Annotated in this window: 28 protein-coding genes; 14 read left to right on the top strand and 14 right to left on the bottom strand. The window is 40.9% G+C overall.

Translation table 11 applies throughout. The annotated features are described in order from the left end of the window. Nucleotides 1–15: 15 nt before the first annotated feature. Entirely contained in the window at nt 16–777 is a 762-nt protein-coding gene (locus tag IQ264_RS07790) for a class I SAM-dependent methyltransferase (protein WP_193980189.1), read from the bottom strand. 23 nt (nt 778–800) lie between these two features. Further along, nucleotides 801–1,262 (bottom strand): GNAT family N-acetyltransferase, encoded by a 462-nt coding sequence (locus tag IQ264_RS07785; RefSeq protein ID WP_193980188.1) that lies wholly within the window; start codon nt 1,260–1,262, stop codon nt 801–803. Nucleotides 1,263–1,380: 118 nt separating this feature from the next. On the opposite strand from IQ264_RS07785, the gene IQ264_RS07780 reads away from it, so the two are divergent. Beyond that, nucleotides 1,381–2,289, top strand: coding sequence for a LysR family transcriptional regulator (locus tag IQ264_RS07780; protein ID WP_193980187.1), 909 nt, complete (start codon nt 1,381–1,383; stop codon nt 2,287–2,289). On the opposite strand, the gene IQ264_RS07775 is transcribed toward IQ264_RS07780, so the two are convergent. Then, nucleotides 2,256–3,623 carry a ParM/StbA family protein gene (locus IQ264_RS07775; protein WP_193980186.1) on the bottom strand — a complete coding sequence of 456 codons (1,368 nt, stop codon included), beginning with the start codon at nt 3,621–3,623 and terminating at the stop codon, nt 2,256–2,258. The two genes, IQ264_RS07780 and IQ264_RS07775, sit on opposite strands and share 34 nt — an antisense overlap. Nucleotides 3,624–3,644: 21 nt before the next feature. Continuing rightward, the gene (locus IQ264_RS07770; RefSeq protein WP_193980185.1) at nt 3,645–4,079 is read right to left on the bottom strand and encodes a hypothetical protein; all 435 of its coding nucleotides are present in this window, start codon (nt 4,077–4,079) and stop codon (nt 3,645–3,647) included. 341 nt (nt 4,080–4,420) lie between these two features. On the opposite strand from IQ264_RS07770, the gene IQ264_RS07765 reads away from it, so the two are divergent. From IQ264_RS07765 to IQ264_RS07750, 4 genes are read left to right on the top strand one after another with little or no spacing between them, the layout of a single operon-like run. Next, the gene (locus tag IQ264_RS07765) at nt 4,421–4,780 is read left to right on the top strand and encodes a plasmid mobilization protein (protein ID WP_193980184.1); all 360 of its coding nucleotides are present in this window, start codon (nt 4,421–4,423) and stop codon (nt 4,778–4,780) included. Beyond that, nucleotides 4,777–5,850: a relaxase/mobilization nuclease domain-containing protein gene (locus tag IQ264_RS07760; protein ID WP_193980183.1), complete on the top strand. Its 1,074-nt coding sequence runs from the start codon at nt 4,777–4,779 to the stop codon at nt 5,848–5,850. Before IQ264_RS07765 ends, IQ264_RS07760 begins: the two co-directional genes overlap by 4 nt. 57 nt (nt 5,851–5,907) lie before the next feature. Further along, nucleotides 5,908–6,753, top strand: coding sequence for a DUF4351 domain-containing protein (locus IQ264_RS07755; RefSeq protein ID WP_193980182.1), 846 nt, complete (start codon nt 5,908–5,910; stop codon nt 6,751–6,753). 17 nt (nt 6,754–6,770) lie between these two features. Further along, nucleotides 6,771–6,998, top strand: coding sequence for a DUF4351 domain-containing protein (locus IQ264_RS07750; protein WP_193980181.1), 228 nt, complete (start codon nt 6,771–6,773; stop codon nt 6,996–6,998). Nucleotides 6,999–7,127: 129 nt separating this feature from the next. On the opposite strand, the gene IQ264_RS07745 is transcribed toward IQ264_RS07750, so the two are convergent. Further along, nucleotides 7,128–8,081 (bottom strand): Rieske 2Fe-2S domain-containing protein, encoded by a 954-nt coding sequence (locus IQ264_RS07745; protein WP_193980180.1) that lies wholly within the window; start codon nt 8,079–8,081, stop codon nt 7,128–7,130. A gap of 175 nt (nt 8,082–8,256) precedes the next feature. Between IQ264_RS07745 and IQ264_RS07740 the strand changes: the two genes are divergently transcribed. Next, the gene (locus IQ264_RS07740; protein WP_413470337.1) at nt 8,257–9,039 is read left to right on the top strand and encodes a transposase-like zinc-binding domain-containing protein; all 783 of its coding nucleotides are present in this window, start codon (nt 8,257–8,259) and stop codon (nt 9,037–9,039) included. 39 nt (nt 9,040–9,078) lie between these two features. On the opposite strand, the gene IQ264_RS07735 is transcribed toward IQ264_RS07740, so the two are convergent. Further along, on the bottom strand, nt 9,079–9,615 hold the full coding sequence (locus IQ264_RS07735; protein ID WP_228061358.1) for a MarR family winged helix-turn-helix transcriptional regulator: 537 nt from the start codon (nt 9,613–9,615) through the stop codon (nt 9,079–9,081). 70 nt (nt 9,616–9,685) lie between these two features. Between IQ264_RS07735 and IQ264_RS07730 the strand changes: the two genes are divergently transcribed. Both IQ264_RS07730 and IQ264_RS07725 read left to right on the top strand, forming a co-directional pair. Further along, nucleotides 9,686–10,180: a DMT family transporter gene (locus IQ264_RS07730; protein WP_193980179.1), complete on the top strand. Its 495-nt coding sequence runs from the start codon at nt 9,686–9,688 to the stop codon at nt 10,178–10,180. A gap of 6 nt (nt 10,181–10,186) precedes the next feature. Beyond that, nucleotides 10,187–10,654, top strand: coding sequence for a DMT family transporter (locus IQ264_RS07725; RefSeq protein ID WP_193980178.1), 468 nt, complete (start codon nt 10,187–10,189; stop codon nt 10,652–10,654). A gap of 12 nt (nt 10,655–10,666) precedes the next feature. Here IQ264_RS07725 and IQ264_RS07720 read toward each other — a convergent pair whose 3' ends face one another. From IQ264_RS07720 to IQ264_RS07710, 3 genes are all read right to left on the bottom strand, one after another. After that, nucleotides 10,667–11,389 carry a peptidase E gene (locus IQ264_RS07720; RefSeq protein ID WP_193980177.1) on the bottom strand — a complete coding sequence of 241 codons (723 nt, stop codon included), beginning with the start codon at nt 11,387–11,389 and terminating at the stop codon, nt 10,667–10,669. 186 nt (nt 11,390–11,575) lie between these two features. Continuing rightward, complete coding sequence (locus IQ264_RS07715) at nt 11,576–11,983, bottom strand: hypothetical protein (protein ID WP_193980176.1); 408 nt, start codon at nt 11,981–11,983, stop codon at nt 11,576–11,578. Continuing rightward, complete coding sequence (locus IQ264_RS07710; protein ID WP_193980175.1) at nt 11,955–12,869, bottom strand: pirin family protein; 915 nt, start codon at nt 12,867–12,869, stop codon at nt 11,955–11,957. Before IQ264_RS07710 ends, IQ264_RS07715 begins: the two co-directional genes overlap by 29 nt. Nucleotides 12,870–12,997: 128 nt before the next feature. Here IQ264_RS07710 and IQ264_RS07705 point away from each other — a divergent pair, with 128 nt between their 5' ends. The 6 genes from IQ264_RS07705 to IQ264_RS07680 all read left to right on the top strand — a co-directional run bounded on the left by IQ264_RS07705 (nt 12,998) and on the right by IQ264_RS07680 (nt 18,523). Continuing rightward, nucleotides 12,998–13,588 (top strand): PadR family transcriptional regulator, encoded by a 591-nt coding sequence (locus tag IQ264_RS07705; RefSeq protein ID WP_193980174.1) that lies wholly within the window; start codon nt 12,998–13,000, stop codon nt 13,586–13,588. An 81-nt stretch (nt 13,589–13,669) separates the two neighbouring features. Further along, the gene (locus IQ264_RS07700; protein WP_193980173.1) at nt 13,670–14,089 is read left to right on the top strand and encodes a pentapeptide repeat-containing protein; all 420 of its coding nucleotides are present in this window, start codon (nt 13,670–13,672) and stop codon (nt 14,087–14,089) included. A gap of 45 nt (nt 14,090–14,134) precedes the next feature. After that, on the top strand, nt 14,135–14,881 hold the full coding sequence (locus tag IQ264_RS07695; protein ID WP_193980172.1) for a Shedu anti-phage system protein SduA domain-containing protein: 747 nt from the start codon (nt 14,135–14,137) through the stop codon (nt 14,879–14,881). A gap of 164 nt (nt 14,882–15,045) precedes the next feature. Beyond that, nucleotides 15,046–15,678 (top strand): AAA family ATPase, encoded by a 633-nt coding sequence (locus IQ264_RS07690; RefSeq protein WP_073595215.1) that lies wholly within the window; start codon nt 15,046–15,048, stop codon nt 15,676–15,678. Beyond that, entirely contained in the window at nt 15,665–16,606 is a 942-nt protein-coding gene (locus tag IQ264_RS07685; protein WP_193980171.1) for a ParB/RepB/Spo0J family partition protein, read from the top strand. Before IQ264_RS07690 ends, IQ264_RS07685 begins: the two co-directional genes overlap by 14 nt. Nucleotides 16,607–16,930: 324 nt before the next feature. Further along, nucleotides 16,931–18,523 carry a DEAD/DEAH box helicase gene (locus IQ264_RS07680; protein ID WP_193980170.1) on the top strand — a complete coding sequence of 531 codons (1,593 nt, stop codon included), beginning with the start codon at nt 16,931–16,933 and terminating at the stop codon, nt 18,521–18,523. 155 nt (nt 18,524–18,678) lie between these two features. On the opposite strand, the gene IQ264_RS07675 is transcribed toward IQ264_RS07680, so the two are convergent. The 5 genes from IQ264_RS07675 to IQ264_RS07655 form a co-directional block, all read right to left on the bottom strand. Continuing rightward, nucleotides 18,679–18,861: a hypothetical protein gene (locus IQ264_RS07675; protein ID WP_228061357.1), complete on the bottom strand. Its 183-nt coding sequence runs from the start codon at nt 18,859–18,861 to the stop codon at nt 18,679–18,681. 173 nt (nt 18,862–19,034) lie between these two features. Then, nucleotides 19,035–20,837, bottom strand: coding sequence for a hypothetical protein (locus IQ264_RS07670; protein WP_193980168.1), 1,803 nt, complete (start codon nt 20,835–20,837; stop codon nt 19,035–19,037). 1 nt (nt 20,838) lies between these two features. Continuing rightward, entirely contained in the window at nt 20,839–21,156 is a 318-nt protein-coding gene (locus tag IQ264_RS07665) for a hypothetical protein (RefSeq protein WP_193980167.1), read from the bottom strand. A gap of 10 nt (nt 21,157–21,166) precedes the next feature. After that, on the bottom strand, nt 21,167–23,011 hold the full coding sequence (locus IQ264_RS07660) for a type IV secretory system conjugative DNA transfer family protein (protein ID WP_193980166.1): 1,845 nt from the start codon (nt 23,009–23,011) through the stop codon (nt 21,167–21,169). After that, nucleotides 23,008–23,553, bottom strand: a complete 546-nt coding sequence (locus tag IQ264_RS07655; protein WP_193980165.1) for a hypothetical protein — start codon at nt 23,551–23,553, stop codon at nt 23,008–23,010. The genes IQ264_RS07660 and IQ264_RS07655 overlap by 4 nt, the downstream gene beginning before the upstream one ends. Nucleotides 23,554–23,572: the final 19 nt, after the last annotated feature.

Below are 23,572 nucleotides of genomic sequence, written 5' to 3'. Positions count from 1 at the left end.
TCTCCTATTTAAATTTCACTTAACAGCAACAATTCTGATACGGCGATAATCAGCTATCCAATGTCCATCATGAAATAAAGTTGGTTGTAGCTGCATTTGAACTGACTGGATTACTTGCATTTGTTGTTGAGGAGATAATTGGGATAAAATGCCATTAGCAAACATTTGTAACCAGTTGGCGATACCTGCTTGACCACCTTCTAAAGGTGTGGGACGCTCAAACAATAGTGCATATTTGACTTCAAATTGGTGTTTTTCTAAGAGAGTCGCATATTCTGCGATACTGGGAAAGTACCAGGGATTAAGTGTTTGAGGATTGCCAAATCCCATGTTTTCTATTGTAGTAAAAAGTGCTTGTGCGATCGCCCCAATATTCCCCCGTCCACCAAATTCTGCCACAAAACGTCCACCCGATTTAAGTGCTTGATAAACAGATTGAATCACTGCATCTGCTTCTTTAATCCAATGTAATGCAGCATTAGAAAATACTGCATCCAAAGGTTCATTTACTTGAAAATTCCGAGCATCAGCAATTACCCAATGTAGATTAGGATAGTTTTGTCGAGCTTGTTCAATCATACTTTTATCGGCATCAATACCGCAAACTTTCGCACCCATAGAGGCAATTTTTGCTGTCAAATGTCCAGTACCACAACCCAGGTCTAAAATTCGTTCATCTGGCTGGGGTGAGAGTAATTCTAGGAGTGATTCTCCAGATTGCCAAACGAAAGAATGATTGCTTTCATATAAGGTTGTATTCCACATATTGTTACTCATGTTAACCTCCTGTTTCAATGAAATTAAACTACTACTCGACACAAACGAAGATTATCTAAAATTTCTGCTCCCTGCTTTTTATAAAAGTTAATTGCTGGAGTATTACGAGTAGCAACTGTCCATTCAATTCGTCCATAATTACGGAGTTTGGCAATTTCTGCTATTTCCTCGATTAATGCAGTTCCCACTCCTTGATGACGCATATCAGGTAGCACAAATAAGTCATCTATCCACAGGGTAGGTTGGGCTAAAAAGCTGGAGAAAGTAGGATAAATTAAGGCGAATCCTACAGCAGTTTGGTTAACTTCAGCTAAGAGAATTTCTGCTAGGGGTGAATCAGTAAATAAAGTTTTTTGTAATTGTTCGAGCGAGAGTGGTAAAGGTTGAATGAACCCATCAAATTCGGCTTTTTGAGCAATGAAAGAATGGATTAATTCGATATCTTTTAAGGTAGCTATGCGAATCGTAATTTTTAATGATGGCATTTGAGTTTCTGCAATGTTTAATCATCTCTTAGTTACTACTGTAGAAAACCTGAGTTATCATGTCCAATATATATTTAGTAGTTAATTTATATTTTTAAAATATAACTGTCTCGAACTTATGGAACTTCGGCATTTGCGCTACTTTGTTACGGTGGCGGTGGAACTAAATTTCAGTCGTGCTGCTCAAAGGTTGCATATTGCTCAACCACCGCTGAGTCAACAGATTCGCCAACTGGAAACTGAGTTGGGATTTGAGTTATTCCATCGGACTAAGCGGAGCGTGCAACTTACCCAAGCCGGACGGGTATTTTTGGTACAAGCAGAGAAGATTTTGCAGCAGGTTGAGCAAGCGGTTGAGATGGGACGGCTTGCCAGTCGTGGTGAGGTGGGACAATTGGTGGTTGGCTTTGTCAGTTCTGCGGCGTACAGTGTTCTACCGCCTATTTTGCAGGCTTTTCGTCAGGCTGTTCCTAATGTCAGTTTGGAATTGCGGGAACTGACGACTAACCAGCAGTTGCAGTTGTTAGTCAGCGGACAGATTGATATTGGATTGGTTCGTCCGCCTGTGGAACAGCAACTTATTCATTCTGAGGTGATTTTTCAAGAGCCTTTAATGTTGGCAATGCCAGTGTCTCATCGGTTAGCAAAGCGAACGAAGGTGTCAATAAAATCGCTGATTAATGAGCCTTTTATTTTATTTAAGCGTTCTTTGGCTCCGGGACTTTATGACCCGATTATTAGTTTATGCCAACAAGCGAGTTTTAGCCCTAATGTAGTGCAGGAGGCGATTCAAATGCAGACGATTATTAGTTTGGTGGCGGCTCAAATGGGTATTGCAGTTGTTCCGGCTTCTTTGCAAAATTTACAGCGTAGTGGTGTGATTTACAAGCCTTTAAAAGAGAAAACTCCCTTGGTGGCGTTGGCTTTAATTTGGCGACCTGATTGTGTACCTACAGTAGAGCGTTTTTTACAAATAGCTAGAACTGGATACGATCAATCTTTTTCGCTCGCACTCCACACCCCATAAATATCAACAAACTGTATCACTCGAAAATATTTTTCGTCACTCTTTAACTCTTGAGAGAAAAATGTTTGAGCGATTTCCTCTATCATGGCTTGCGATTGGCGCTGCAACTGCATTTGGGGAAGTTTTTCTCTGGTTAATGCTGCTTCTACTTCTGTTAACTGCTCTAAGTAGTCAGCTTGTTGTTGTTCATATTGCTCTAACGCTTGTTTGGCTTTCAAAGCATCTTGTCCTGGTTTAGCGGTAAGGAGTTTGTGTTCCCATTCTTCCCAATTGCCAGATGGCTCAATGGGTTGAGGTGGGATTTGAGGTATTGGTTTGTTTTCTGTTGCTACTGCCCAAAATAATGGAGCGGAGTGGAAAGTTTCTCTGATGGCTTTTTGATATAACAATGCTGTGCCACCACCGATAATTAGTTCATCAACATCATTAACGAGCAATTTAGCCCAACTAGATATCTGTTGCCAGTGATTTTTTTGGGCAGAAGCGATCGCTTTTACCAAACGAATCAGTTCTGCTCGTTTACTTTTCCCCTCAGTAAGAGCAAGTGCTTGAATATGGGGATTATTGGGTGAAATGTCATCGTTAGCTTTGTAAATTGCCTGAGTGAGAGCAGCAGCACTTTGTCCCAAACTAGAATCAATTACAGTTTGAATGATTTGGTAAAAGCCTAAATTATTAGTATAGCCACTAGGTATTCCCCGATCGTAGAGCAAAATGCTAGTGTTTCGATGTCCCAACATTAGGGCAGCGATTTTGTGATTAATCAGCCAATCTTGTTGATTATGCTGTTGCTGATATCGCAACATAATTAAGCCAGAACCTTCGGGTTTGCAAGTAAAATTAACTAAAGTAACTGAAGACTCTTCTCCTCTAAATTCCCAATTAGACAGGGCTTTTTTTAAATCAACAGAAAAATTATTACCACCATCTTTGACGAACTGATATTCAGGAAAGGGAAGTAATAAAGTTAGTTTGACAGCAAATTTAGTTGGCAGTTGATATTTCTGCTTAATAATGCCCACAATTGCCAGTAGTTTCGGAATAGCAGTATTTTGCTTTGGTTCTTTAAGTTCAATGGAGTTGGTCACATCACTAGCATAATGTTCTGCCAGCTTACCTACTGCATAATAGCATCTACCAAAGCGAACAATGGCATCAGCTTCAGGAGGAATATTTAAGATATCCGCAGTCCGATTGGATACTAACCAATCATCTAGTTTGATTACTCGTGAAGAGATGATAATTGGCTTGGTTGATTTTTGGGGGATGTCGAGCAAAATTTTCAGCGTGCTTCCACCTAAGTCAACCCAAATTTTAACAGTTAGTTCTTCCATAACTTCAGAAAAAGAGTGGTATTAAAACAAGTCGGCAGCTTTTTTGGGAATGAACGAATTACCGTTTAAGTTAGAGTGAGAAACCGAATTATCCAAGGCTACTGTATCCTGAGATAATTTAGTTACTTCATTTTTTGAGTGGGTGGCTTTTTGAGGTATTTCAATGTGCGCGGCGATTACTGTTTCTTGTTCTAGAACTACTCGTCTGATTAAATTTATTTGCTTTTCGAGTTCGCCAATTGCTTCAAAGCCAGCCATTTTTAATGCTTCAGCTTCTACACCTTCTGCTGCTAAACTAAATGGCAACCAATAAGCCATCATCATTTGCACAAAGAGATCTCTGGCTGATTTGGACGAAGGATGATTCTTCAAGTAAGAAAGGGCTAACCCTTCTCTGGTTGTAGCAGCGAATCGTAACTTCACATCGTAGATTACCAAGTCAGATTTTTTAGGCATAATTACTTGTACAATTTAGGCGGTCAATGAGGAGATTTCAGCTTAATTTCAGTACATTTTGTCCGGTATAAATGTAGTTACTGTTTGACCAAATATCTAAAATTAGGACTGTTGTATCTCCTGATTTCCTCCATTTATGCCGTGCTAAATGTACTAGAAACCTCTGTCAAAAGCTATGATTGGTCAGTGAGAGAAATTGTTACCGGAGTAAGGTTTAGCTTATTTCAAAGGTAGCAGCAAGCTAAGTCGATGTTAATACATGACCCACTACTGAGGAGGGATGGTTAAAGTGTGTGTGATGGACAAAATAGACGGTTACTGGATTAACATCGATCTGTGTTATGCCGCATGATAAACGCACAACGAATATTATTGTTCGTCTTACCCCAAAGGAAAAATCCCTTATAGAGAAAAAAGCTGCGGCTGCTGCGATGACTTTATCTGATTATATTCGTCATTGTGTAGAACGCAGAACTTATTCAACACCTATTCCAGAAATTAACCGACTCACTTATCACCAACTTGCTAAAGTTGGACTCAGTTTATCTCATGCGATCGATACGATCGAAGCTGCAAAAATTAGCGAACAAAACTTATCATCTTTTGAGGAGGTAAGGCGAACTACCGTAGATACTCTACAAGTTGTCCGTTCAGTTCAATCGCAACTGTTGGGTTTGAAATCATCTGAAGAATTATCATGATTGGTAAAGCTACTAAAGGTGCTGACTTCAGGGGATTGTTACGCTATATTTTTAGCCGCGAACGATCGCAACTCCTTCGCAGCAACCTGGGACAGCAGAGTATTTTGGGGATGCAGCAGGAATTTGAAGCGATCTGTTCTTTGAATCATCGCGTTCGTTATCCGGTTTTACATTTGTCACTTTCTCCTCACCCAGACGATCGACTTTCTGACAAGCAGGCATTTGATTTAATTGAAAATATGGTTAAACGTTGCGGGTATGGGGATTGTCAGTGGGTGGCAGCCCGTCACGATGATACAATTACGCCAGAGGGAAAATTACGCCCTCATTATCATGTAATTGTTAATCGGGTACGTTTGACTGACTGCCGAGTGGTGTCAGCTTGGAAAGATTGGCAGCGGTACGAAATGGTGCTGCAAGAACTGCGAGAAGAATACAATTTGACTAAGGTGATTGATAGCAGAGATTCAAAGCACAGAGAATTAACCACAGCACAAGCGCAAAGAACCAGGCAGTTACAACAGCAAGTGGATTCCAACCAGATAGATTGTGTTCCTAATGTGCGATTGCAACTTCAAAATGCGATCGATTCTGCGATTACAAAAGTCCAAGAAGTGACAAGTCTTGGTGAAATCCTATCCACTGTTGGTGTTACTAGTGTGGTTACTTCACGGGGAATCAAGTTTGAAAAAGATGGGATATGGTTTGCGGGTTATCAGCTGGGAAAAGCTTACACTTTAAAAAGTTTGTCAGAACGTTTGTCACAACAGAAACTAGTCAGGACGATCGCTCCAATTATCGCAGCTTGTCTAGTCAATCAAACAAAATTGGTGGGTCAACACCATACTGCTTATTGGGAAGATGACCAATTAGTACTGATGGATAACCTAAGTTCTAGGATCAAAATGAAGGCTGTTAATCAAAATGGATACTGGCAATCTGTGGTACTCTCCAACTTGAATGATACTGATGTTCGGCACTTTTTAGAAGTTGATTTAAGACGCATCCAGACACTAAAAGAAGCTAAAAAGCAGAGGGAAAAAGAACAAAGTGAAGCAGAACTTGATTGATCAACGAGTTCATTCATACAATACAAGAAATGCTTTACAACTACAAAGAAAAATGAAATGAGTTACGATAACGCTTGTAAATATTTAGCAGAAAGGTTTCCGGGTGATTTTATTCGCTGGCTTTTAGGAATAGAAGCGACTAGAATCAGAGTATTAAAAACCGAACTGGATGTAGAACCAATTCGTGCGGATTCAGTTAGCTTTTTGCGAGTAGCTAACCGAATTTTACATTTAGAATTTGAAACTGACGCTTATTCTCAACCGCCTATTCCTTTCCGAATGTTAGATTATTCGGTGAGATTGAAACGAAAATATCGTCGGGATATAGAACAGTTCGTTATCTTTTTGCAGCAGAGTTCTAACGAGATTGTTTTTACCACAGAGTATCAAGATAGGACTACAACTCACCGCTATGGGGTAATTCGTTTATGGGAACAAGACCCGGCTATATTTTTAGATAATCCTGGTTTGTTACCTTTGGCTGTATTGGCGAGGAGTGATGACCCGGAAAGTTTACTGGAACAGGTTGCTCAAAGGGTTGATAGAATCGAAGATAGCGAACAGCAACAAGGTATTGCTACCTGTACAAGTATTTTAGCTGGTTTGCGGTTGAATAATGATATAATCAGTCAATTTTTTCGGGAGGATATTATGCGTCAATCGGTTGTTTATCAAAGAATTTTACAAGAAGGTAAACAAGAAGGAAAACAAGAAGGTAAAAAGGAAGAAGCACTTTTTATTGTGTTGCGTCAATTGAGATATGTTTGTGGGGAATTGCCTGAAATAATTGGGAACAGAATTGAAGGTTTATCCACCCAACAGTTAGAGGATTTAGCGGAAGATTTATTTGAATTTTCTGAGTTAGCAGATTTAGAAGCTTGGTTGGGATATCCTCGCGAATAGATGTAGGATGGGTAATTATGCGGCAATCGGTTGTTTATCAAAGAATTTTCCAAGAAGGTAAAAAGGAAGAAGCACTTTTTATTGTGTTGCGTCAATTGAGATATGTTTGTGGGGAACTACCTAGAAAAATCGTTAACCGAATTGAAGGTTTGTCAACCCAACAGTTAGAGGATTTAGCGGAAGATTCATTGGAATTTTCTGAGTTAGCAGATTTAGAAACTTGGTTGGGATATCTTCGCGAATAGATGTAGGATAGATGAATCAGTTTTATTTAATTTTAATGTAGAGACATTGTATACAACGCCTCTACATTAGTTCGCTGGTAACGCACTCTTAATCTCTGAAGAAACCTAATGAATACACAATAGCAATGTTTACCATTCCTGATAAAGTTTTTGAGCATGATACATGATTTCTTCGTTAGGTAATCGAATCAACGGTCGCTGACGAGGGTAAGAAGTTTCGATCGCTCTAGTATCCTGTTCAACAACAGTTGTTACAGCACTCAACATCGATCGTTGCAACAGTGGCTTAAATATCGGATGCTTGAACTTAGCATAAACCAGTACAAAAGTTTTGGTTGTTGTCTCGGTTTCTGGATACAGAATATGAACTTGCAAAATCTCGCCCAAGGGAAAAGCAGTTTTAAAAGTAGTCAATGCAGGAAAAGCATATTCTAAAACCCCAGTATAAGTTTTCGGTGCGAGTAAGATAACGGGATTACCCAGAATATCACTCAAAGTAGGATCTTCACGATCGAGTTCCTGCACCACCTTAGCCCAGTATCCTTGTTCTTCAAAAACGGGAATCCGATTAGCTTTGATGCCAAATAAGTCCCGATGAGTACCACTCTGATGATTGAAATCATAATTGATTAGTAAATTATTCAAAAAAGTTCCTTTAATACTCTTTTCCCCAGCTACACCCAAAAAAGTCATCCCATCACTTACCTTTTCAATTAAATCGGGTACAGGAATTTTGGGATTCATACCACCATAAGTCCAAATGCAGTCACCTTTGACAATCAACTCTAAAGGTGTAGTTAGTGGATGTGCGCCAACTTTACCCGATTGATACAATCGCCCTTGAACATCAAACTCTAAAGCATGAAACGGACAAGTAATGGTATTTCGTTCTTTGCAAATCCAACCATCAGATAAAGGAGCTTGCAAGTGTGGACAAACATTATTCAAAGCAAATACTTGTCGAAGCTGATTTTGCCAGAGGACATAATCTTGTCCATTAAGAGAAATTTTCTGCGGTTTGTTGATGCCTAGCATAGAACGATGTGCAATCAACCAAGGTGCGCCCGGAAGAATGGTTTCCATACTTTCTCCAAAGGATAAGGTTTATAGGTTAGAGCGGTGCAAAGTCTTTCCCAACAGGAAACTTGCACTTCAGCAGTTACTCAGCTTGGTCAAGCTGTAGTCTAAAATTGTGACATAACTTTCATATTTGATTTTAAGAATACGACAGATTATTCATGTTTGTCAAGGTAGATTTATGGAAAAAATAGTAATGCGAAGACAGCCTCAACAAAAGCGCAGTCAACAAAGGGTAGAGAAGATTTTACGCGCAGCAGCAGAAGTATTTGCAGAAGTGGGATACGAAGCGGCTACCACGCATTTGATTGCGGCGAGGGCACAAACTGCGATCGGATCGCTTTATCAGTTCTTTCCTGATAAGCTGGCGATTTTTCATGCCTTGGAAACTCGTCACATGGAACGGGTAAGAGCGATTAATGCTCAACTATTACAATATACCCAACAGCAATCACCATTCGCGGAGTTTATTGACCGAATGGTAGACACTTATGCAGCTTATTTTGAAGATCCAATGGGGCGTGTAGTTTATATTCAGTATTTTTTAGCGCCAGAGCTATTTAAACTATTCGATGAAACATTCAATGAAGAGTTAATCCAACAATATGCAGGTTTCCTCCGGCAATGTAATCCAAAATTAGAGGTTCAAAAAAGCGAACGCCTTGCAGAAACTGTTCATCAGTGTTACAACGCTCTACTACTAAACGCTTTACGAGGTGAGGAGAGTAAACGTCAATGGCGCTATGAGGAGATTAAAGCCTTGCTGGTAGCTTACTTGCGATCGCATTTACAAGCAGAATCATCATCATTACAAGTAATGAAAGTAATGATATGTCCGCACTGTCATTCCGAACGCTTGTCAAAAAATGGACATCGTTACGGTAAGCAACGCTATTTGTGCAAAGACTGTGGTAGACAGTTTCTCGAGCGCAATAACGTACAATCAAAAGCTACACCGGGCTAACAAATGCGCTGAAGCTCTCATCTTCTGGCCCAGATAACTTTACTTTTCAACCTCATTGAGTGATAAGAGAAACCTGCGGAGCAATTCGATCAAAGTTTCAGTTTCGGTGTTGGTGAATTGAGCGAGAAACTGGTTTTCTTTGGCAAACAAAACAGGCATTACAGAATCAGTAAGCTCGATACCTTTGGATGTAAGTTGAACGCTGACACTGCGACGATCGTCCGGGTCACGAATCCTTTGTACCACACCGTCAAGTTCCAAGCGATCGATTCGGTTGGTCATCGCTCCAGAAGAAAGCATGAGCAAACTATAGAGTTCAGTAGGTTTGAGTTGATAGGGAGGCCCCTGTCGCCGTAGCGTTGCCAAGACATCAAATGACCAGACATTGAGGCCAAAATCCGCCAGCACAGTTTCTCGATGCTTCTCCAACAAACGGGCGATTCGCAGCACCCGCCCGACGATAGCTAATCCGCTTACGTCTAACTGAGGTGACTGTTGTTGCCACTGAGCCAAGATTTCGTCAATGCGATCGTGTTTCATAGGTTGATTATATCTTGACATCAAGATTCTTGACATTTATCTTTAAATTGATTATCTTGATATCAAGATAAAACGCAAAAGTTCATTTACGGTATTCAGAGAAGTGATGAATTCTATTAGTTTGAGTCGGATACAAGCGATCGTATTTCGCTGCCAAATTTGGCTGTATTTACTATTGGCGTTGTTGAGCGGAGCAGTTTTACCAATTCAAACCAGCCTCAATGCTCAACTGGCAAGAGGGCTCAATTCGGTTCCTCTAGCGGCAAATATTTCCTATTTTGTTGGCGCATTGGTGTTAGTAATGCTGTTATTGACAGGGCAGTTTGGCGAGCTCGAATGGAGTGCCTTAATCAAAGCGCCAAGGTGGAGCTTAGTAGGTGGTTTATTAGGAGCTTGGTATATTGCCTCAAGTGCATACTTTGCTTCTATTTTAGGAACAACCCTGACAATAGGATTTGTGATTGGCGGACAAGCGATCGCAGGTATCATCATCGATCATTTTGGCTGGTTAGGAATGCCGCAATATCGCCTAACTCGTCATCGTCGTTTTGCGATTGGGCTGTTAATTGTTGCCCTGTTCTTTCTGGTACAACCGAGGTAAACGATCGTGAATATTTTATTAGCAATACTTGGGACTGGTTTAGCAGGAAGTTTCTTAGCTCTCGGTGCTGCGGCTAATGCACAGTTGAAGCAAACACTTCACTCCCCGTTAGCGGCGGCGACGATCAATTTCATAGTTGGATTTAGTGTGCTAACGCTGTTAATGGTGTTGGGAGTGTTTAAATCAGACAATTTGGACAAGCTTTCGAGTGTGCCTTGGTGGGCATTTTTAGGTGGATTGCTAGGAGCGATATTTGTTACGCTTCAGACATTAATTGTTCCCAAACTAGGGTTAACAACTACAACTCTAGCAGTAGTTTGTAGTCAGATGATTGTCTCACTTTCGATCGATCAATTTGGGTGGTTTGGCATTACACCCCATCCACTCAATACTTCGAGAATTGTTGCCATTTGTTTGTTGCTAGGGGCGATCGCTTTGACTCAACTTGGTAGTGGGAAGAAACTCAAAATATGATGTTGTTCATCATTAAATTAAAGCAAGATAAATAGGTTCCAGAAGTGTTTCCTGAACACCATTATCTTGTCGCTCTACACGATATGCTTTTGCGGTTGGTCGAGAACTGACGATCTTCGCTAAAGTTCCGTTAATGAAATGCAAACCAACGCCATCATCAGCAGCATAGCCATCTTCGAGTAAACCTTCTGCTACCATTTGGTGATAGGCAGGTCTGCGATCGGCTTCTCCATCATAATGAGGGCAATGGCTACCTTGGAGAAATCCCAAACAGGTAAGAGGCTTGAGAACGTTATTTCCCGGATAATCGCTTACACCTGCTTCAAACCAGCAAAGTGAGCCTGCACTCAACCCACAAAGAATGGTTCCCTGTTCCCAAGCTTCTTTCAAAAATCGATCTAACTCCCAATCACGCCAAAGTGCAACCAAATTTTTGGTGTTCCCTCCCCCTACATAAATAATGTCTTGTGACAAGATAAATCCTTGCAAGTCGAAGGTAGGTGGGTTAAACAATGAGAGATGACTGGGTTGGCAGGGGAATTTCAAGAATGCAGAATAAAATTTGACGATGTAGCGATCGCTATCTCCACTGGCAGTGGGCAGAAAACAAACCTTGGGTCGTTCTGTGTTGGCTAATCCCAGGATATATTGATCGAGTAAGGGGTTATCAGGTTCCATCGAAAAACCACCTCCACCCATTGCCACAATCTGTTTGTCTTTTGAAGATACAGGCATTTCACTTTCGACTCAAAGTGGCATTTTACAATGCAATTCTCTGATGATATTCTACTATCGCTACCTTTGCAGAGTTGTTCGATCGGCCTTTATTAATATTTCTATCTCCTGTGTAATCAAATTGAAGAAACAGTTCGCCTAGATTAAATGTAATCTAGACAAACTACTTTAATTTATGGCTGGCCTCTAGTCTGACGCTAAAAGCATGACAACATCAGCATGAGCTAAAACTACATCAGGGTTACGTTGCAAAGCTGCGTCATACTTATAAGCAAAATCATTTCCCCATTCGTCTGGTGTCAGCAAAGTCCGAACTTCATGAGTGAGAGTAGCAAGATCTTCTGAAGTTACAGGCTCATCAGCATGAAGCAGATCGTCAATTTGTACAATTAATTGGGAAAGTTGATGTAACCAGGCAAATTGTTCATGATTAATCACTAGTTGTAGTAGTTCGCCAGTAGAAACATTTCCCCGTACTTGTTCGTAAGTAATACGTTCTGTGTTTAACAATGACTTGTGCAAGCGCAGCAATTTAATTCGTAAATCGCTCAAAAGTTGATGCTGATTAATCCGATGTTGAAGTGTATTTTGCATGAATTTGTCCCATCTTTCCATTTTGGTAATCTTCGATCGCCTGCATAATTTCGGCTTCGGTATTCATTACAAATGGCCCATAACGCACCACAGGTTCATTCAACAGTAGTCCGCCAATTAGCAGGAAATCGAGCGGTTGTTGAGCATCAGCAGGGTTAGCAATGACAACCTCATCCCCATCAGCAGCAAAAATCACCATTTGTCCATCATTACCGCGTTCCTGTTCGGTGCCAAACAAACCAGTACCATCGAGCAGATATACAAAAGCGTTGTATTCTTTCGGTACTCTTTGGACGATCGATGCACCCGGTTGTAGCGTGAAGTGTAGGTAAATAATCGGTGTGCGGGTTTCAATGACCGCCTTTGCACCTAACGCTTCCCCAGCGATGACTCGCACCGTTACAGACCCATCTTCTGTATGAACTACAGGAATTTGAGCCGCCTTAATTTCTTGATAACGAGGCGCAATCATCTTATCCCGTTGTGGCAGGTTAAGCCAGAGTTGAATCCCGTGTAACCGTCCACCTGTGCGAGTAAATTCTGCTTCCGGCATTTCCGAATGTACTACCCCTGCACCTGCGGTCATCCACTGCACATCACCCGGATTTAAAACTCCCGTATGTCCAACAGAATCTTTGTGTTCTAACCGTCCATCCAATACATAGCTAACGGTTTCAAACCCGCGATGGGGATGGTCTGGTGCGCCTTTTGCCTGACCTGGTTTTAGGTTAACTGGGCCTAATTCATCGAGGAGAAGAAAAGGGTCAAACTCGGAGAAACTGCTTTTAGGAAAGGGACGACGTACCAAAAATCCAGCCCCTTCTAAAGTTTCCACACTATTAATGATTCCGGCAACCGATCGCAGCGTTTGAGTGGTAACGGTCATACTATTGCCTCCTGGGAATCAGATTATTTATTTCACTTGTCTTATATCTGATTACTCATATAATAGCATGGTAGGATATAAGAATGTTCAGTAGGGTTTGTCACCCTAATTAGTTCGGTAAACCGTATATGTCTTTGGCTTACGTGATTCTTGGTCTGATACAGCAACAGGAGCGAACTGGCTACGACCTGAAAACCGAGTGCTTTGACGATTGCATTGCTCATATATGGCAAGCAGATCAGGCACAGATTTATCGCACGTTGGATAAACTAGAGGCGCAGGGTTGGATTACCTGTAGGGTGGAAATTCAGCACGAGCGTCCGAATCGCAAGGTCTACCAGATTACAGAAGCAGGATCGTCAGCATTAAATCAGTGGTTGAGAACCCATCAGCCTCTACCGATTTTGCGAGAACCTTTGTTAGTGCAACTTTACTTCGCCGCCCAACTACCAAATGAAGCGATTATTGATTTGCTCCAGCAAGAGTTAGAAGCGAGGCGCAAAAAACTAGCAGAGTGTGAGGCTGACGATCTTCGGGCTTTGGATTATCCCGAAGCATCTCGCGAACAGAAAATTCAGCGGTTGGTACTGGAGTTAGTAAAGCAGCGGGAACAGACTTATCTGAATTGGCTTGGCATGGCGATACGTGCTATGGACACGCTGCGCGATCGCGCGAAGCGCAGCGCCAAAGGCGATCGCAATACTACAAAGCCAACCTGAATCAATCTGTGAATCTCATTAGATACTCAAACTGGATGTCTCCAGATGTAAATTAGAAAAAGAGCTAATAAGGGAAATGCGATGGCAAGTGAAAAACATTTGTCAATATTGCAGCAAGGCGTGAAAGCCTGGAATCGATGGCGGTATGAAAATCCTAAGATCAAGCCTAATCTACGAGGAGCGGATCTGCATGGATTTAGTCTTGATGGGATTGATTTAAGTGAAGCTGACCTAAGAGAGGCTAAACTGTATGATGCAAGTTTAGGAGAAACAAACTTTAGTAAAGCTGATTTAAGCAAAGCAAACCTTGCTGAATCTGATTTGACTGAAGCTAATTTGAGAGAAGCTCGATTGATAGAAGCTTTTGTCGAGAATGCTTGTCTGAATTACGCTGATTTTTGCGAAGCTGACTTAACATCTGCTCATTTATATGGTACTCGACAAATTGGAACTAATTTTAGTAAAGCAATCCTTGAAAAAGCAAATTTGAGTAAATCGTAATCAATAAGAACAGATTTTACAGGAGCAAAATTTACAGGAGTATGTTTGGAAGATTGGTTTCCTAATGGAGATACAAAATTAAATGAAGTTGAATGTAAATATATTTATTTGCACGTTACTAGCTCAGTTAAAGATTCTAGAAAAGCTTTGTTTTCAAAGCGTTTTCCTGAGGATAGAGAGTTTGCAGAGGGTGAGTTTTCTAGGCTTTTCCAAGTTATGTATTACTATTCTGATAATGGATTAACGGTTTTAGAACAAAATATTATTGAGTTTGAGAATCTTCTCACCAAAAATCCAAAAGGCCATGAGCTTTTGTTTCACGATTTTCTCAAACTTCATCCTTGCTTGTTGGATGTTTATGGAGTTGTTGAATCTGAACCACAATTTACTTATCCAATGAATGAACTTTCTCCAACTGGAAAAAGTCGTGTAGAGCCCGACTTTATTATCCGGTACCCAGGTCATCGGTATAAATTGGTTGAATTAGAAAAGCCAGGAAAGCAAATTGAAACGAAACAAGGACATCAGACCAGCCTGTTTACTCAGGCTGCGTGGCAATTGGCCGAATGGGAACACTACATCAGTAATTATCCTCACTTGCTCCAACAAAAATATCCTGGCATTTCAACACATCGATCTTCAATGTTAGTGATAGGTCGGCGACTTGAGCCAGCATATATGGAACTTCTTTCAATAAACGTTCGACATGGCGAGATTTGTACGTATGACGACTTGCTAGACAGAGCTAAACGCGCACTTGCTAATCTAAAAGCTTTATCGGTTGAACTCTAAGGAAATAGTGGAATATAAAAGAAATGCACCTCAAGCGATTAGAAGGATTGGAAAAGAAAGCACCTTAATTGCTCGTGCGATTAGAAAACAGCAACAAATCGCTGATTCACCGTAAGATTGGAAGTGCCGTCAGGTCATTTCTATCATTTCTATATTTATTATCCATGATCATATCTTTCACAAATCAAAAAGGCGGAGTGGGAAAATCGACCTCAGCCGTACACATGGCCTACTGGCTGCAAAAACGAGGAAACGTACTCTTAGTAGATTCCGATGCTCAACAGAGTAGCTCAACTTGGATCAAAGGATTGAATTTGCCGTACCAAGTAGTGAGCGACCCAGAAGAGTTATTTGAAGTTCTCCCCGAACTAGCCCAAAAATATTCATCTGTAGTAGTCGATGGCCCAGGTAGCTTGAGCGAAGTTACCAAAGCTATACTGGCTCGGTGTGATTTAGCATTGGTTCCCTGTCAACCTTCTGGACTTGACCTTCATAGCAGCACGAAAATTCTCCGGTTTATTCGACACGCCCAAGAACTGCGAGGCGGAATGCCGAAAGCGGCAATGTTTTTGAGCCGCGCTACCAAAGGAACTCTATTATTACAAGAAGCCAAACAACTGCTCAAAGAAAGCAACTTTCCCCTGCTAAGTACCATCTACCAGAGGCAGTGTCTTGCTGATGCTCCCGGACAGGAGCGCACAGTCTTCCAAATGTCGGGAGCAGCCGCCAAAGAAGCTGCCAAAGATTACGAGTCCTTGTTTAAAGAATCCCTGGAGGTTTTAAATGGCGGCAAATAGGCGTAGTTTGAAAGAATTTGTGTTTGGAGAAGAGTCGGTTGTCTCTACCTCAGTCGAAAACCCCCAGTCTTTACCGATAACGGCGATTACCTTACCAGCAAGCCAGCCCCGACGCTATTTTGACCCGCAAAAACTGGAGGAACTGACTCAATCAATTTGCGCTCACGGCATATTGGAGCCATTATTGGTGCGTCCACTACCCGAACAACTTAACCAGTACGAACTGGTAGCTGGAGAAAGACGTTACCGAGCAGCCCTTGCTGCTGGGTTAAGTGAAGTTCCGGTTACGATTCGTCAACTGACTGATATTGAAGCTTTACAACTTTCGCTAATCGAAAACTTACAACGGGAAGACCTCAGTCCGGTTGAAGAGACAGAAGGGATTTTGCAATTACTGGCTTTTAAGTTAGAGATGAAAGTAGAAGAAGTAACAAATCGGCTTTACCGGATGCGAAATGAAAATAGTGGGTTAGTTAGTCAAAACGTTTTGACTAACTCGGAAGGGGAAGCGATACAAGCTTTATTTGATTCCTTGGGTTTAGTCAGTTGGTCATCTTTCATTACGACTCGGTTGCCATTACTGAAACTGCCAGAAGAAATCAAAGCGGCACTACGAGGGGGTAAGATTGCCTATACTAAAGCCCAAGTTATTGCCAGAGTGAAAGATGTAGATGCCCGTTGCCGTTTGTTGGATGAAGCAGTTGAGCTTGATTTGTCGTTGGTTCAAATCAAGGAAAGGGTAGCGGCTCTAAATCGTCCTCAAGTGGCTGAAGTCCAAAAAAATCCCACTTTAAAAAGTCGAGTGGATAGTAGCTATCGTTTATTAAAGAAATCTAAGGTTTGGGACGATCCGCAGAAGCAGAAAAGTTTGGAAAAGTTGTTAGCACAGATAGAAGCACTCGTTTCTGATGCAGATACCCAGAGTTAAATCCAAGCTAGATTTAGCTAGCTGCGAGCATCTGATTCAGGTGTAGTAGGGAGCCAGTAAGCTTGACAGTTTCGCGTCGCGTCCTTTCCAAATATTCTATTAGTCTTGAGAGCGAGAATGTTAGAGCAATTTCTTACATTAGACATAGCGGTACTTTTTCTGAGGTAAGAATTTCAATTTAAGTTGATTTCAGCCAACAGCAAGAGCAAATCAAGCAGAGAAATTTCTATTTTTAGATAAGGAGATTGTTTAGGCATTAATCTCTATTAACACTTTCTGGCAACGCGGAACAGGTAAAGAGCGTGAAATTGGTAAATCATCTAAATGAAAACCCAGACGCATTCTAAAACTTTAAAATCCCAAAATTTACCAAAACTGCGAGATTACCAAAAACAAGTCATATTAGATTTAAAAGCTCAAATCCAAGCCGGACACCAACGCCACCTGATTGTCGCTGCTACGGGGTCGGGGAAAACAATTATGGCAGCAGAAATCATTTATAACGCTTTTTTGAACGGTCAACAAGTTTTATTTGTGGTGCATCGGGATGTTTTAATCCAGCAAACTTTAGAAAAATTTGTTTTGTTTGGGATTAACTGCGGAGTAATAGCCGGAGGACGTAAAGAAGAAAGACAGCATCGAATACAAGTAGCTTCAGTACAAACTTTAGCTTATCGGGAAATAGATGAATGGTTTAGACCTGATTTAGTTATCTGCGATGAATGTCATTTAACCAGCTTCACAAGCGTCATGCTGAAACGCTTTCCTAAACTCAAAGATTGTACCAATGTAACCGCCAATAACTGTATATATATTGGTTTAACTGCCACACCATTTCGTCTAGCAAAGAAAGAAGAATTAGGAGATATTTTTACGGGATTGGTTAAAGCACCTTTTCCAGAACAGTTAATTAAATGGGGATTTTTAACTCGACCAGTTTACTACAGTAATGGTGAACCGGATTTATCAGAAGTAAGGGAAGAGAATGGAGATTTTGTCATTCAAGATTTGGAACTAAAATGCAATGTACCGGAAGCCATCGCAGCTGCCGTAAAAGAATGGCAGCGTTTGGCGGCGGGTCGGGCAACCATTGCGTTTGCAGTCAGTATAGCTCATGCTCGCGCGATCGCATCTTCATTTCGAGATGCTGGAGTTTATGCTGCTCACGTAGATGGGTCGATGTCACCTAAAGAACGAAATATTTACTATGAAAAATTATCTCAAGGAGAAATCAGCGTTTTGGCTTCTTGTGAATCTTTAGCGGAAGGCTATGACGACCCAAAAATATCTGCGGTACTTTTATGCAGACCGACTAAAAGCCGAGCCAAGTATTTTCAACAAGTAGGTAGAGGTTTAAGAATATCACCTCACAAAACAGATTGTTTAGTGTTAGACCAAGCCGGATTAGTGAAAAGATTTGGGTTTATTGAAGACTTCCGAGAGGTAAGTTTAAACAAATCTATAGAAACAGAATGTGGCGAAATTCCGATGAAAAGTTGTCCGGTGGAATGGGGAGGGTGCGGTGCATTAACTTGGATTGCAACACCTCGTTGTCGCCAGTGCGGTTATGATTTTGTACCAAGAGAAAAACTGACCCCAATCCAAGCTTTAGAACGGATGATTAGAGATGAAGACCGCCATTCATTCTATTTTTATCGCCAAAAGTTAAACGAAGCATTTGCTAAAGGTTTTTCTCCAGCTTGGGCGGCTCAACGGTGGCGAGAGGAATATGAAAGCAGCACTTACCCGCCTCTTGATTGGGCTAGAGGGGCAATTTTTGGTGATAATCCAACGGCGGCTGAACAAGCGAAATATCGTAAATATTTGAATATTATTGCTGGGAAAAATCATAAACCTAAACAATGGGTCGTTAAATATATGAAATGTGAGTTTGGGGCTGATTGGCTAGAAAAGTGAAGCGCAGCATCGTGAGAGATGATGTTGAGTTCGGTGCGGAATAATATGACCAAAAGATAGAGGAAGAGTGGGAGCGCACTATACAGAAAAGGCAACTCACACTTCCTTTGAACTCAGAAGTCGATCGGCCTCAAGAGCAAGATGCGATCGTCGCTCTAAATCTTCCCTTCAAACCTCAGATGCCAGATGATATACCCCGACACGGTAATAACTAAAGTGATACCTCCTCCCACCCAAGCCAGCAGAGGATTGTAACCGCTACGACTGAGGGTTTCCATCCATAGATGGGTGCGCTCGGAGGAGATTAGCCAATCTGCGATGGCTGGAAAAAGATACATCAAAGATGCACCAACGATAAGCCAGCCCACCATAGAGGCAAGGAGAAAGATAGTTTTGGCTGTAGATTGGCTACCCATGAGCAATTGCGGTAAAGAACTAACTTTGAGATTACCAAAGGGGATGCTCGTTGTCAGTAGATGTATAGTCCGACTGATGGAAAAGCCTCCCCCAATTAATCACCAATTTCCCGATCTCGCGATTTTTCTTTTTCCGGCTGTAAGGATACTCCTGGCGCTCGCAGTTTGGGTAAAATAGCCTCAAAGTAAGCTAAATCGCGTTCAGATAGTTGCGTAACCATCTTGCCACCAGACTGAACTAACAACAAACCCCGCCCATCTTTAGAGTGAATTTCTACAACTCCCTCCGTGGTAGCCTTCCATTTATAAGAAAGTTTTCCATCAATTTCTACTGCATGATTTTGAGATTTGGCATAATTTACCAAAGCAGTAGAAAGCTTTTGGACTCGCAAATAATAATTTGCTTCCTGCTGTCCGACAGCGGCAAACGCACCACTAGGTTGTCTGCCTTTAATTTGTGCCATTACCAAGTCAATCAAATCTCGTTCTTGTTCAGGCTGAAGTCGAACATTAGAATCAACGCGCACTCCCAAACCGTTAGCACTAAATTTGAGAACTGTTTGCCCATCTCGATCGCTAAGAGTATAGTTTTTTCCATCTCTTTGAATGACATAATTAGCAATATAAATAGTTGAAGTATCAGGGGGTAGTTTTTGGTTGTAAAAACTGCGAATAGCATTTGCATAAGTGTGGTATTCTTCCCGGCGTTTAAAATTCTCCCAGATGTGAGTAGCTGTTTGTTTAGCTTGTTGCCACCAGGAAAATTGAGTAGGTTGTTCAACTCGTGCTGTGATTAACTGCTGCATTTGGCTAACTGAATTTTGCAACGAATTAATCTGCTGATTTTGTTGCTCAATTGTCTCCAATAAAGTTAGCATTTCAGTGCTATAGTTAGCAGCCATTTGAACGGAGGTTGTTTGAGGAAGCGCAGCAAGCGAGCGCTGAACTTTTTCATAACCAGAAATAGGCCGCAATTTTTCACTAGCTTGTTCAATTTCAGGTTCTATATCTGGTTGGGATTTAGATTGCTTCTGCATCGCTGACCGCACGAAATTATGAATAGACCCATCAGTTATGCCAGAAAGTTCTTCTACTTGATGGATGAGTTTGAGCAATCTGGTTTGTTTCTGTTCCTCTGGAGTTAACGAGTTAAAAATTCGTTGTTTTTCCTGATAAGGAACCCCGGTATAAGCTTGGTTAATTATTTGGTAATTTCCCTTCTTGATGCCCTCTCTTACTGCTGATACTAATTCAGCTTTAGGAGAATAAACTGTATTGGATGCTTCTACTGTTTCTACTGGGATTTGATCGTAAGAATTTTGTAAATCGTCCTCACGATCGCTTTTTGACCACAGTTTTTCAAATTCTTGAGTAGGTAACGAACTATCACTACCAAGTTCAATAGGAGAGTAATAATCTTTCTCTTCTGGAGGTGATGGTAAAGGTTGGTTTTCCAACCATACGGATTCTGAATTTGGTTCTACAGTTGTTTGGGGAAATTCTTCAGGAAGTTTTTCCTGAGATTTTGTCTTGATAATTTCATTAATAATTACCTTTCCTTGGCGATCGGATTTCAAAATAATCTTCCCATCCAACTCAATTCGTTTGTTAGCTGCTTCTGGTATTAACCCACCAACAGGGGTATCTCTTAGTTTTTCAAGCTGCCCTAATAACTCTGGATTGATAACCTGTCCTGCCAATCCAGTTACCTCATCAAAAAATTGATTAGTTTCTCTTTCCATTCCATAAACTAATCGGTCATTATCGTAAATTTGTAAACTTATAGCTGACGGGGTTGGTTCTTCAGCTTCACTTCTCCACAACTCTTCTAAAAACTGCCGCCATTGTTCGATTAAGTTAACGGCATCTCCTGGAGAACCTGTAAAAATATCTGGCATTTTACTCTCCTTCGATTACGTTGAGTAAACTACTTGCTTTGGCTATTAAAGTCAGTCTATCTATCACGATCGCATCGCGTAAATAAAAGAAAGCAAGCTGTCCATCTAGATACCAAGCTATAAAATTTGTCAAATCTGTTTCAGTTCTATAACACTGGTAAGGTTCACCTAAAACACTGCCAGCTAGTAATCCTAAATCATCGAAAATTTCCACTATTTTAGGTTGGTAATCCAAAGGCAGTGGAGGTAGAGTTAATGCCTGTTCAATTTCTTTTTTCCAAAAAGGAGTCAAGGTTTCCAATGTTTGTGCTAATTGCATAATTTTCTGCTTAAAATATGTCTGCTAAGTCATTCGCTTCGGGATTAATATTGCTTTCTTCTTTGTCTGGAAGCGGAAAAAGCTGCTCCGCTAAAGTGCGACGAACGTTAAATTGTTCTCGTCGTTCTTCTTCGCTAATTGTCAAAGTTCTTCGCTGCAATTTTTGCTGAACAAAGTTCCATTTATCTTCAGACCATTGCATTTCATTAATATCGTCTTTGGGAACTTTAACAGATTGAAACAGAGGAACGTAAGCTTCATCGCCACGAGTGTAAGCCGGGTTAATAATAACCGCTTTCCCGGTTTTCATTTTGGCAAATTGGGCAGGTTCTAATAAATGCCGTTTCTGAATATTTTCATTGATACTCCTCGAACCTCCACCCTTACCAGCACTACGATTTTTAGACTTAAATTGAATTTCCATTTCCCCTAAATAATCAGCAAAAAGTTTAGATGATTCAGGGTCTTGGGGGTTAAAAATAAATTTAGTTGCTGTACCACCAACGATCGCTCTAGCTAACTCTCTCCCATAAGCTTTTTCAAGCTGACTAACATTTTGATAACCCAAAATTCCACAAAAGCCGTCCTCTCTATTCTCATTAAGCCAATTAACTAAAGCAGGTAAATAAAGAGTAGGCAATTCATCTAATGCTACTATTAATGGGTCTTGGCGTGGGGTAGTACGTGAAACATTCCGGTTGACAACCATGTGAAGAATTGCGGCTAATAGTGGACCAACAATATCCCGATTGTTGCGGTCTAATCCGAAAATTACTAACTGTTTTCCATCAATATCTAGAGGTAAGGTAGTTTGACCGCAGAAAGCCCCGACAAAATCTTTCTTCAGAAATCTTTGAAAGATTCGTTGGGCAGTACCAACAATACCAGAAACAGTTTTTTCCGAATCTTTAACGCTGATTAATTGAGAAAGCGGGCGAGAAGTCCAAACTTTTAGTTGAGTTTTAGAAGCTTCTTCTAATCTCAAAGCTAAACTAGGCAAACTTAAAATAGCTTGTGCCATCATTAAATCACAGTATTCATCTGTACCCGTCAAAGTTTTAATAGCTTTAGTTACTAATAAAATGCCTTCGATTAACGCATCTCCCGCATCCTCAAAAAACTTATCGCTAGAAGCAGTTCCGCCACTTTCATCAAAATTTTTGTTTAAAACCATTGATAACTGACCTGCGGCGATCGCATCCTCCTCATCTTTAATCAAATCAAGAGGATTGCAAATTTCGCTTTCGGAAAAACCAGGTGCAAAAACTCTAACGGTATAACCTCGCTTCATCGCATAAGCTACAGCCCGTTTAGTTTGCGCCGGATATTTAAAATCGTAGAGGCAGACGGGGAAACCTTGATCGAGTGCCGAACGAATCAAAGGGTCAATCACGCTGAAGGTTTTTCCCGAACCCGCTGCACCTATAGCACAAATCCCCCTTTGGGCATCTGGTACATATAAAGTCGGTGTCGCGGCGAATGTTTGCATTGTTTGCTGCCTCCAATTTAACTTTTGAATTAGTCCAGCAGTTTCCCATTCTTGACGCAGCTTTTTTCTCATTAGATTTGGTGTGCCAATATAGAGAGCAACGTTATTGCGCGTTACTGTTCGCATCTGTTTTTTGGCAACCTTAGCAGCACGGGTTTTCTCTTTTCCACTTCCCCAGTAGCCAGTAGCAAGTTTGCCTTTCTTACCAACTCCATTGAGTAATTGTAAGGCGATCGCAAAACCAAGACATCCTAATAACATCAACCCACTGGGAGATTGAAGTTGGTGAATTAATTGTTGGGCTGTAGTTGATTTGTAGAGATTAGAATTGTTCGATTGAGCCAAAACTGTAGCGTTAATCTTCATAATTCAATTTCCTTAAGAGACTGATTTAATAACACTAATTGTCCTGAATTCAAACAAAAGTGACTGCTACTAACTAACTCGTTAGAATTTTGTTGAAATACATCTAAACAGGGATAACCGTTTCTTTTTTCGGCACTTTGAACTAACAAACTAAATCCTTTAGGTAATTGGGGATTAAGCATTAAGCTTAAAATGTTTTGACCATCAGTTGTGTAAGCACTATATAAACAGCCAGCAGTACCGCATACCTTGAGAGTATGGAAATCAAATACGAAATATTTATTTTCCGCTGCTAAAGTAACTACTTTAACTTGATTTACATCCGGGAAATTCTCACTATTGACGAGTTGAAAGTTCTCTGTTAAAACTTTTTGTAATAAAGCAGATTCAACAACTTGTCTTGCAGGTCGCCAGGTCAATGATGTGGCTTTTGTTACTTGCGTTTTAGTCAGGAAACCCCAACCAAAAGCAATAATTACTATCAAGCTGGCTAGAATTGCCAAAGCAAAGCGATATTTAGTCAAAAATTTGATTTTCATCATCACATTCTCATGTAAATTG

Origin of the sequence: [Phormidium] sp. LEGE 05292 (assembly GCF_015207735.1) — a bacterium.
Classification (GTDB): domain Bacteria; phylum Cyanobacteriota; class Cyanobacteriia; order Cyanobacteriales; family Aerosakkonemataceae; genus Floridanema.
This window is presented reverse-complemented; position numbering and strand designations above follow the sequence as displayed.